Below are 9,342 nucleotides of genomic sequence, written 5' to 3' on the forward strand. Positions count from 1 at the left end.
AACGTGCTGTTTCCGGCTCATTCCTGTAGATATGCTCCCAGAGAGGTTAAACTAGACAGTCTAAGTCTGAAGCTACACTCAGACGAGAGTAGAAGAAACCGAGGGACGGGTCAATGCCGCGCTGGGTGAAGATGCAGATGTAACAGAGGTTTCCTTCGACCCAGATTTCCTCCTATGGCTGTTGTACAAGTATGACTACGCGGATGATGGAATACCGGGAGCAATCAGTATCGATCAATTGAATTCATCTGAAGTGCAGGGTGATTTAGAACAGTATGGGCACCGTGGTCGTGTAGAAGACTCCACAAACATCGGTGAGTCGCTACCCATTATCGCTGCCCTGTTGCAAGAGATGGACTTCCGGATGATGGAAGGCTGGTTCAGCTTGAACGGATATTCTCTGAAAGCAGAGATACAGACCACGAGTAGACAGGTCGAATCATCGAGAATCCACATCAAGGTGGAAGGGTCGATTGACGATGCAGAAACGTATCTCAAACGGGCTCTCCTTGGCCTCTTGTTTGTCCGAGAATTTACTGATCTTTATCAAGAATGGCGGGACGAAATGGATGACGTGGACAAGTACCCGCCATTCAAGTTCTTCGACGACTTAGCTGGGACAGCGGCGAGGAACAACGTCGACCTCAATTTTGACGTTGACGACCTTATCGAAGAATACGAAGAGAAGCGAAATGAAAGGGCAGATCCAACCGAGTTCGATTACCTCTAACACCCGTATAATAATAACCATGGATAACCAACTGAAACGGATGCCCACAAGACCGATGAACGATCAGGATGAAATAAATGGTGTCTGACTATGGGGGTTGAAAGCGTCCGAGAAGCATCCGTCACGGCCTCTCTCGAAGCCCCTCAATCAGAGGAATCTGACGAGTTATATATAGAGCTTCAGCCACCAGAGAGTCCCAGCACTTTTGAGCGGTTGGATGATTACCCGTTCTCTACTCAGGACGTTATACGTGGTCACTACCGGTATGAATCATCTCCCCGTATCGGGAGCTCAGAAATAGGTGAGGGAGAGTTCCAGTTACGTACTGAATCAGGGTTAGCGATCCTGCGCACTGAGAGCGATAGGCCCCGTCCGAAGAAAATCTTTGAAGCCATTGATCAGGTAATCAACAGTGATTCAGACATCAGCCGAGAGTTCGTACCTAATCAGGAGCAAGCATGGGACTTCGTGGAAAGGGCTGATAGTCTACTCGAAGTAAAGGTCATTACTCCAAGTGGACGCGTTGAATCTGCTAACCAGCTTGATGTCGATTGGGAAGAACTACGGGATCGGTATCATATTGAATTAGCGCAGATGGAGTTCGATCATGAGGATGGAATCAGTGTGCGGTACAATGATGATACTCTTAAAATTGAACCAGATAATCCCGAAGCGCGTGAGTACGTAATTCAAAATTTTGAGATCGTGATGACAGACTGAATAGATATGTCTCGTTCACCAGACTGGGAAGGAATTCTCCCTCACAACCTGTATCTATTTTTGAAAGAGTATAGCAGGAGTATCTATTTCACATACAGTTCTCCGCTATCGTCTTTCTTCTGGATCTCGTCTACAATCCCCAGTGCAGTCACACTCCCTATCATTGGATCTGCTATTCCATATGCACTCTTAGTCGGACTCGCTCTATTGAGCTTGATTGGTCCGATGATCCTCTATTGGCATCAGAACAAACCCTTCCACGTAGTTATCGACTGGAACCCCATCGAACCGGAATCCATAGATCATCGGCTAGAGCACAAAAATTTACTGCGGCTTCGTGATCTTGATCATCATGAAGATCCGGTTGCCCTTGCGCACATAAATGCGTATTTTGACAAGGATATTGATGAGTATCGTCTAAAATTAGATCCAACTGGGCCGTTGAGCGTAAAGCCGCGTTTTGCACCCGGCAACTCCAAATATAAGTCCGACAAAAATCAGATAGTATGCAATGAAGTCCGAAATCATGATGTATATTTCCCCCTCGAAATAATAGATGAGGGCGATCAGCAAGGGGTACTTGAACCTCAACTTTATATTAAAGATGCACTCAATGACGACACCAAGTTGTTGACAATTGAGGTCATATGACCGAAATAATGCCATTCAGTCAATAATTTTAATCTATCTTTGCACGTCAACCCCATAGAAATCCCTGATCGCTATTATATTCCTTGCTACCGCCTACGTCACACACCTATTTGAACGTACAAAGCTAATTTTAGTAATGATCCAGCGACCGAAAGCTGTCGATGTGGTCGTAGTAGTACGCGAGTGCGCGATGCACGTCACTCAACGAGAGATCGGGGTACAACTGCGTGATTTCGTCGGGCTCGTAGCCGCTGTGTTCGTACGCGCTCGCAACGTCTTTCACGCGGACGCCGGTGCCCTCAATCGTGGGCGCACCGTTGCTGTGGGCCGCGTCCTGTACGATCCGCATACATCATTGTTCGAGCGGCATCGTCAATAAGGGTATGGACAGACCGAGTGAGACGGGCCGTTGCTGAACCGAGCAAATTCAGCAGTTGTCTGGGTGTGTACTATCACACACGTTCAGCCGACGCATCTGTATTCACGATCCCGGTCGTGAGGATATACTGGACGGCCTGTTCAACAGTCATATCGACATCTTCGATCCTGCTGACCGGGACATGTGTGAGATGCCCGCCCATCACCGGATTGGGAGCCATCGGGAGAAAGACGGTCTGATACGCTTCGGCATCGTCGCCCATGAGACGGTTGGCGGCCGTCCCGATGCTTTCCGGCGGCGATTCCGACGTGAGAAACGCCAGGGTGTATGCGTTGTCGGCCGGAAACTCGACCAGTTTCACCTCCCGAAACTGGGCGCCATCCTCGCTGGGATCCAACACCAGATCGCTCATCTGCCGCGTCGTCTGATAGACCGATCCGATGCCCGGGATCTGTGTCACGTAGCTGTCCACCGTTTTGATGATGTTCTCGCCGACCTGCTGTTGGGCGATCGTGCCGATAACCAACACGAGGATCGCAATGAGCACCACGCTCAACGCCTGAATAATAATCACGACGGTGCCCGATTCAACGCCACGCTCCGAGAGTATCCCGCTGATCGGTGAGAGAACCCCGCCGACGAAACTAAACAGTGACAACAGCACCCACGCTGACACAGCGAGCGGGATAACCACGGCGATCCCCGTCAGAAACCTCGTTTTGAGATGGTGCTCTGACATCTACCCCAGACGTGTCGTTGGAGGATAAAGAAGGTTACAGAGGGGGAGGACGCGAGCGCACGGTGTACGTCGCTCAGCCGATGGTAAGGGTATGACCAGACTGAGTGAAAGGGCCGTTGCACCCGAAACGGAACCTGAATGCGACAGCGACACGCGATCATCGCCCGCCGGGAACCGCGGAAACGCCTTTGCCCGTGCACCACGACAGAGTAGATATGGACTCATCGTCGGCCGACGCCAGCGCGCAGTTCGAGGAGACCGACCCGCCGCCGGCGGTCGACAGCTGGCTCGATCTGATCGATCACCTCACCGGGGAGCTCGCCGACAACGGGGAGGCACTCGAATGCGAACTCGACGACGTAACCCTCGACGTGCCGATGCGGATGCACCCCGACGCCGACACCGCCCGCTGGAAGTTCGACGGCGACGTGACCGTCAGCCTTGGCGAGGTGCGCGTCCCGCTGCGGGAGTGGCGCGAGTACTGGGACAACGCCGAATAGCTACTCTGTCTCGATTTCGGGTTCGAGTTCAGCTTCCTCGTCGTCGACCTCGACACCGACGTTCGAGTGGTCGGCCTCCGTGAGATTCGTCAGGAGTTCGTCGATACTGTCGAGACCAAGGATCGACCGGGTTTCCTCGTCAAAATCACGACTTTCGAGGGCTGAGGCCGCCGACCCGATGTCACTCCCGCTGAGGTGGCCACCGTAGCGACCGACCAGCGAGGTGAGTTCCTGCGGGATGATGAACGTCGAGGAGTCGCCTTGGCCGATGCGTTCGAGGCTTTCCATCCCGCGTTCGATGATGGCGCGTTCGCCCATCGATTCGGCGGATTTCGCGCGCAGGACAGTCGAGATCGCATCACCTTGGGCTTCGAGGATCTGGCTCTGTTTGTCACCCTGCGACCGGATGATGTCGGCCTGTTTGTCACCCTCGGCGGTTTCGACGGCCGACCGGCGTTCACCTTGGGCTTCGAGGATCATCGCCCGGCGGCGACGCTCGGCGGAGCTCTGTTCTTCCATCGCGCTTTTGACGCCGGCAGCGGGGCTGACCTCTCGGACTTCAACAGCCTCAACACTGATCCCCCACTCGTCGGTTGGCTCGTCGAGATCGCGGCGGATGCGGCTGTTGATCAGTTCGCGTCGGGAGAGCGTGTCGTCGAGTTCCATATCGCCCAACACGGCCCGGAGCGTCGTCTGGGCGAGATTCGAGATCGCGGTTTCGTAGTCGTCAACCTCCAGGAAGGCCTTCTTGGCGTCGACGATGCGGTAGTAGACGACGGCGTCGGCCGTGACCGGCGAGTTGTCGCGGGTGATCGCTTCCTGTGGGGCCACGTCGATGACGCGGGTGCGGACATCGAAAGCGTAGGTGCGGGAGACAAACGGCGGAACCAGGTTGAGCCCGGGTTCAAGCAGGCTGCGGTACTCGCCGAACACGGTCAGCGCGCGCTTCTCGTAGGCATCGACGATCTCGACCGCGCTGACGAGCGTCACCGCGAGGACGAACACCGCGAGGACACCGACAGCAACGATCGGATCGAGGCTGGCGAAGACCAACAGCCCGACGAGGGCGGCCCCGGCAGCGGCCACCGTTCGCCAGACACCATCGGGGATGTCGTCGGTGAGGGCGGTGAGTTCTTCGAACTCCGAGCGGGAGGACATACCGGATCAAGGCGATGGCGACACTTACGCCTATCCCCCGGTGGTGTGGTCGACACGAAAGGAGTGTTTTTGCGCTCTCGGAACCGAGCGGGTGTGTGTTCAGCCTCAACGCCCCAGTTCCGGGAGCTGTCAAGCGGCTCGCCAGCGATCTCCAGCCGCGGCTCCTCGATTTCGAGCAGGTTCGGGACGACCACACGCTCGTCGTCAAGCGATTTCCGGATAGTGAGCTGGCAAACGGCCATCCGGAACATCAGTTGGCGACACTGCAGGAACGGCTGCGACCGGTGATCAGCGGGCTGCCCGCAGTCGAAGCCAAGGTCACCGGGGTCGACGCCTTCGAGCAGCCGGTTCGTGGCGACGGCCCAGTGGTCTATCTCCGAGTTGAGAGCCCCGGGCTCCACCGGATTCATCGGACGCTGACCGATGCCTTTGGGATGGTCGATGGACTCGAAGGCGACGACTACACGCCACACGTCACGCTGGCCCGCGGCGGGTCGACCGCGGCAGCAGCAGCCGCGGAGCAGTTGCGAGAACAGGAGATCGACCCGGTTACCTGGACGGTTTCGGAGCTCGTGATCTGGGACGCTCGCCACCGCGAGCCGGCGGCGCGGTTCGGGCTGCCGGCCTGATGGCTCTCAGGGCGTTACCGCGATTCCAGCCGCATCGCCACCGGCTCCTTGGGGTGCATCGTCAACGACCCGCGAAGATTCAGGGCGTCGCCGAGGTAGTCGAGACGGTACTCCTGGGCCACAGTGGCGAGGATCAGTTTCGCTTCGAGCATCGAGAACTGCTTGCCGATGCAGTGTCGGGGGCCGCCACCGAACGGGAAGAATGAGAACCGCGGTCGGTCGGCCGCCCGCTCCGGTGTCCAGCGATCAGGATCGAACTGTTCGGGATTGTCGTACCACCGCGGCGACCGGTGGACGACCCACTGCGGCAGCATGAGGCCGCTGCCGGCCGGGATGCGGTAGCCGCCGATCTTGACATCGGCGGTCGCCTCGCGGAACAGGGTGTACACCGGCGGGTAGAGCCGCATCGCCTCGTTGAGCACCTGCTCGGTGTACTCCAACTGTCGGGCGTCGGCCGCCGTCGGCGTCGACCCATCGAGGACGGAATCGAGTTCGGCATGGAGGCGACGCTCGACCTCGGGATGTTGGGAGAGCAGATACCACGTGTAGGTCAGCATGAGCGCGGTCGTGTCGTGGCCGGCCAACAGCATCGTCATCATCTCATCGCGGATCTGTCGGTCGGTCTGCTCGCCGCGATCCTTCGCCCGGAGCAACAGCGACAGCAGATCCATCGGCTCGTCGGTATCGGCGTCGACGGGGGTCTTCGCGCCGGCTTCGTAGCCGCGCCGACGGCGGTCGGCGACGATCTCGTCGATCACCGATTCGAGATCGTCGATCGCCGCCCGGAACTCGCGGTTCTCGGCGGTCGGGGCCCAGTCGGGGATCAGCCGGCGGAACGGATCGGGCTCGAAGCGCGCGCCCAGCGGTTCGAGATTTTCTTGAACTCGCTGCACCCGCTCCTCGCTGATATCGGTTCCCAGCATGGCGGTGACGATGATCCGCACCGTGAGCCGGGCCATCTCGATCTGGATGTCGAGACGGTCGCCGTCGTTCCAGTCGCCGATCGCTGACTCGGTGTGCTCGACCATCATGTCGCCGAGCGTCCGGATGCGACGGCCGTGGAAAGCGGGATTCGCCAGCTTGCGTTGTTGCTGCCATGTCTCGCCCTCGCTCAACAGCAGGCCATCACCCAGGAGCTCGTAGATCGCGTCGTCGCCGAGATCCAGCTTCGGAAACCGGTCGGGTTCGGTGACAAGGACGCGCTTGATGTCCTGTGGGTTCGTCAGCATATACAACGGGATCGGGCCGAGATCGAAGGCGACGACATCGCCGTAGGCGTCGGCACACGCCGTCATAAACTGGAAGGGGTCATCGGCGAACTGCTGGCCGTTACCGAACAGCGGGACACCCTGCGGACCCGGGGGCCGAATACTCATAGATTCTGTTGGGGATGAACGAGATTAAGGGTTCGGCCGACCGCCGGCGAGGCGGCAGCGGGCGTCAGAAAAGCGCGCCAAGCAGCAAGAAGCCACCGACCAACAAAAGCAGGTACACCAGCCCGCCGAGCGCGTAGAGCTTCCCCAGCGGCTCATCCTCGAAGCCGGTTCGCGGCGACAACAGAAAGAAGACCATCGCCGGGGTCGCCGCGACGATCCGGCCGATATCCGCGAGGCCGTTGTCGAGATACGTCGCACGAACCTGATCGAGTTGCATTGAGGGAGATGTTGTCGGTCATCCGCAAAAAGGTCTCGGGAGAAGCGATCTACTTATATCGGCTCATCCGGCTCGTTGTTCTCGGCGACCGACTTGGCTTCCGTCGCATACCGCTCCTGTTGGTCGGGATCGACCGGGGCAACGTCGTCCTCGTCGACCTCGATCGCGGCGGTGATCGGCTCGCTCCGCTGTTGGAGCAGCGTGGCCGACAGCTCCTTGCGGAGCTGCTTGGTGCCGTCAGTCGTCGCATACACAAACGAGATCAGGTTGCGGTCGTCGTACTCGCGTTCGACCAGCCAGAGCCGTGGCATACTCGGTGGTGAACCGCCGGCCAAATGGAACTGTCGGCTCAGAGAACGGGGACTACCGCTGGAGCTGGCGCAGTTTGCGGGTCAGCTCCTCGACGGCAGCGCGCTGTTCGTCGGTGGCCTCGACGATCTCCTCGGTTGCGTCCTCGGTGTCGGCCGAGCGATCCCGCACCGTCTCCAGGGTCGCGGTCAGCTCCTCGACGGTCGCGGCCTGCTCGTCGGTCGCCCGTGAGACCTCCGCGATCCCGTTTGCCGCCTGGTCGATCGAGTCGGCGATCTCCTCGAAGGCATCGAGCACGTCGGCGATCTGCTCGCCGGCATGGCCGATCTGCTCGTGGGATTCGGTCGCCGAGGCAACCGTCTCGTCGGTCTGTTCGTGGAGGCGGTTGATGCTGTCGGCGATCTCCTCGGTGTGGGTCTGGGTTTTGTCGGCGAGATTCTTGACCTCCTCGGCGACGACCGCAAAGCCATCACCCTCCTCGCCGGCGCGGGCGGCCTCGATGTTGGCGTTGAGCGCGAGGATGTTGGTCTGTTCGGCGATGTCGTCGATGACCTCGACGACCGCCTCGATGTCGTCCATCTGTTCGCCGAGGGCGGTGACCTGCTCGACAAGTTCGTCACCGATCTCGACGACCTCGTCGGTCGCATCCTTCGCGCCCTCGCTGGCTTCCAGCCCGTTTTCGGCGGCATCACGGGCCTCCTCGGCGGCGGTGTCGACCTCCTCGGCCGTCGAGGCGACCTCCTCCATGCTCGCCGAGAAGGACTGCATCTCGTCGACGCTCTCATCAAGCAGTTCGCTCTGTTCGGCGACGTTGGTTGCGATATCGTCGGCTGCCGTGTCGGCGGCCTCGATATACTCGTCAAGCTGGCGGGTCTGGCGTTCGATCCCGCCGGCCATCGATTCGAGCTGCTCGATCGCCTCGTTCAGTTCGCTCACAACGTCGCCCAGCCCATCGGCAAGCGGGTCGGTGTCAGCCGGTGGGTCGGCGCGCACGCCGAGGTTCCCGGTGGCAAGCCCTGACAGCGTCGACCGAAGCTCGCTGACAAGCTCCTCGGTTGCTTCCTGGCGGCGGTGGTCGGCGGTTCGATCCGTGATGATCTGGATGACCCCGGCGACCTCGTCGCCGTCGCCGAACAGCGGCCGGGCGGTCGTCTCGATGTGCGCCCCGCCATCGCCGGTGATCGTCCCGTTGTCCCGATACAGGAACCGGTCGCGGTCGGCGAGGGTGATCCCGAACTCGCTGTCGGCGGTGGTCGGTTCGGCCGCCACCATCTCCGCGAGTGTCAGCTCGGCGTCCTCGATCGTCAGCTGGTCGGCGACCGTCTCGGCGTCGAGCTCGGCACCGGCGTCGGCGAACTGCTCTGTCAGCGGATCGTTCCACGCCGACAGCTCGCCGTCGGCGTCGAGGATGAACGCCGGGCGATCGAGGCTGTTGAGGAGAGTTGTGTGATCGAAGTCGACGACGGCTGGCGATTCAGTGTCGCCAGCAGCCGGTTCATCGGTGTCAACAACGGGTTCGATCGTTGTACCGCTTGTGTCGGCGTCAGAGGTGTTGTCGCCGCCGGCTGCCGTTGAACCAGCGGTATCGGCCTGCTGAGTTTCCACCGCATCAGGGTCATCGGCGATCGTTACGCCACCGTCAGGAACTGATCGAGGCGAGACATCGGTCTCAGAACGGGCCGAACCCGAACTATCGCCGGGGAGTCGGGCGATCAACGCGGCCCACACTGACCGACAAACGCGTCGAAAAGGAAGCGTCATACTATCATGATACTCTGTTATACAAATTAATCTTTCTCCCACCGCTGTCGACGGCGAGCACGATCACGTGAGCGAGGATTGCGGCGCGTTCAACTGGTCGATGGTCGCGACGT

At 59.3% G+C, this 9,342-nt stretch carries 12 protein-coding genes; 5 read left to right on the top strand and 7 right to left on the bottom strand.

Features of this window, described 5'->3' with window-relative positions:
* Window positions 1-181 precede the first annotated feature (181 nt).
* The 3 genes from HKK80_RS06200 to HKK80_RS06210 all read left to right on the top strand — a co-directional run bounded on the left by HKK80_RS06200 (window position 182) and on the right by HKK80_RS06210 (window position 2,101).
* Window positions 182-730, top strand: coding sequence for a hypothetical protein (locus HKK80_RS06200; protein WP_411798746.1), 549 nt, complete (start codon window positions 182-184; stop codon window positions 728-730).
* 90 nt (window positions 731-820) lie between these two features.
* Window positions 821-1,450 (top strand): hypothetical protein, encoded by a 630-nt coding sequence (locus HKK80_RS06205; protein WP_411798747.1) that lies wholly within the window; start codon window positions 821-823, stop codon window positions 1,448-1,450.
* A 207-nt stretch (window positions 1,451-1,657) separates the two neighbouring features.
* A complete protein-coding gene (locus tag HKK80_RS06210; protein ID WP_411798748.1) occupies window positions 1,658-2,101 on the top strand; it encodes a hypothetical protein in 444 nt (147 codons plus the stop codon).
* Window positions 2,102-2,231: 130 nt separating this feature from the next.
* On the opposite strand, the gene HKK80_RS06215 is transcribed toward HKK80_RS06210, so the two are convergent.
* On the bottom strand, window positions 2,232-2,450 hold the full coding sequence (locus HKK80_RS06215) for a DUF433 domain-containing protein (protein WP_411798749.1): 219 nt from the start codon (window positions 2,448-2,450) through the stop codon (window positions 2,232-2,234).
* A 103-nt stretch (window positions 2,451-2,553) separates the two neighbouring features.
* Entirely contained in the window at window positions 2,554-3,219 is a 666-nt protein-coding gene (locus tag HKK80_RS06220) for a DUF502 domain-containing protein (RefSeq protein WP_411798750.1), read from the bottom strand.
* A 215-nt stretch (window positions 3,220-3,434) separates the two neighbouring features.
* Between HKK80_RS06220 and HKK80_RS06225 the strand changes: the two genes are divergently transcribed.
* Entirely contained in the window at window positions 3,435-3,719 is a 285-nt protein-coding gene (locus HKK80_RS06225) for a hypothetical protein (RefSeq protein ID WP_411798751.1), read from the top strand.
* Here the strand turns inward: HKK80_RS06225 and HKK80_RS06230 are convergent, their stop codons facing one another.
* On the bottom strand, window positions 3,720-4,877 hold the full coding sequence (locus tag HKK80_RS06230) for an SPFH domain-containing protein (protein ID WP_411798752.1): 1,158 nt from the start codon (window positions 4,875-4,877) through the stop codon (window positions 3,720-3,722).
* Window positions 4,878-4,972: 95 nt separating this feature from the next.
* Between HKK80_RS06230 and HKK80_RS06235 the strand changes: the two genes are divergently transcribed.
* A complete protein-coding gene (locus tag HKK80_RS06235) occupies window positions 4,973-5,506 on the top strand; it encodes a 2'-5' RNA ligase family protein (RefSeq protein WP_411798753.1) in 534 nt (177 codons plus the stop codon).
* A gap of 14 nt (window positions 5,507-5,520) precedes the next feature.
* On the opposite strand, the gene HKK80_RS06240 is transcribed toward HKK80_RS06235, so the two are convergent.
* The 4 genes from HKK80_RS06240 to HKK80_RS06255 form a co-directional block, all read right to left on the bottom strand.
* Window positions 5,521-6,882, bottom strand: a complete 1,362-nt coding sequence (locus HKK80_RS06240) for a cytochrome P450 (RefSeq protein WP_411798754.1) — start codon at window positions 6,880-6,882, stop codon at window positions 5,521-5,523.
* A 64-nt stretch (window positions 6,883-6,946) separates the two neighbouring features.
* Complete coding sequence (locus tag HKK80_RS06245; RefSeq protein ID WP_411798755.1) at window positions 6,947-7,159, bottom strand: hypothetical protein; 213 nt, start codon at window positions 7,157-7,159, stop codon at window positions 6,947-6,949.
* A 53-nt stretch (window positions 7,160-7,212) separates the two neighbouring features.
* A complete protein-coding gene (locus tag HKK80_RS06250) occupies window positions 7,213-7,470 on the bottom strand; it encodes a hypothetical protein (protein ID WP_411798756.1) in 258 nt (85 codons plus the stop codon).
* A gap of 52 nt (window positions 7,471-7,522) precedes the next feature.
* Window positions 7,523-9,229 (bottom strand): methyl-accepting chemotaxis protein, encoded by a 1,707-nt coding sequence (locus tag HKK80_RS06255; protein ID WP_411798757.1) that lies wholly within the window; start codon window positions 9,227-9,229, stop codon window positions 7,523-7,525.
* Between the last annotated feature and the right edge of the window lie 113 nt (window positions 9,230-9,342).

Origin of the sequence: Halonotius sp. F2-221B, from assembly GCF_046719765.1 — an archaeon.
Classification (GTDB): Archaea; Halobacteriota; Halobacteria; order Halobacteriales; family Haloferacaceae; genus Halonotius.

Excerpts from the sequence above, each read along its gene's own strand:
- HKK80_RS06215 (WP_411798749.1), bottom strand. The coding sequence starts at position 2,450 with ATGCGGATCGTACAGGACGCGGCCCACAGCAACGGTGCGCCCACGATT.
- HKK80_RS06250 (WP_411798756.1), bottom strand. The coding sequence starts at position 7,470 with ATGCCACGGCTCTGGCTGGTCGAACGCGAGTACGACGACCGCAACCTG.
- HKK80_RS06205 (WP_411798747.1), top strand. The coding sequence starts at position 821 with ATGGGGGTTGAAAGCGTCCGAGAAGCATCCGTCACGGCCTCTCTCGAA.
- HKK80_RS06230 (WP_411798752.1), bottom strand. The coding sequence starts at position 4,877 with ATGTCCTCCCGCTCGGAGTTCGAAGAACTCACCGCCCTCACCGACGAC.
- HKK80_RS06245 (WP_411798755.1), bottom strand. The coding sequence starts at position 7,159 with ATGCAACTCGATCAGGTTCGTGCGACGTATCTCGACAACGGCCTCGCG.
- HKK80_RS06220 (WP_411798750.1), bottom strand. The coding sequence starts at position 3,219 with ATGTCAGAGCACCATCTCAAAACGAGGTTTCTGACGGGGATCGCCGTG.
- HKK80_RS06240 (WP_411798754.1), bottom strand. The coding sequence starts at position 6,882 with ATGAGTATTCGGCCCCCGGGTCCGCAGGGTGTCCCGCTGTTCGGTAAC.
- HKK80_RS06225 (WP_411798751.1), top strand. The coding sequence starts at position 3,435 with ATGGACTCATCGTCGGCCGACGCCAGCGCGCAGTTCGAGGAGACCGAC.
- HKK80_RS06255 (WP_411798757.1), bottom strand. The coding sequence starts at position 9,229 with ATGACGCTTCCTTTTCGACGCGTTTGTCGGTCAGTGTGGGCCGCGTTG.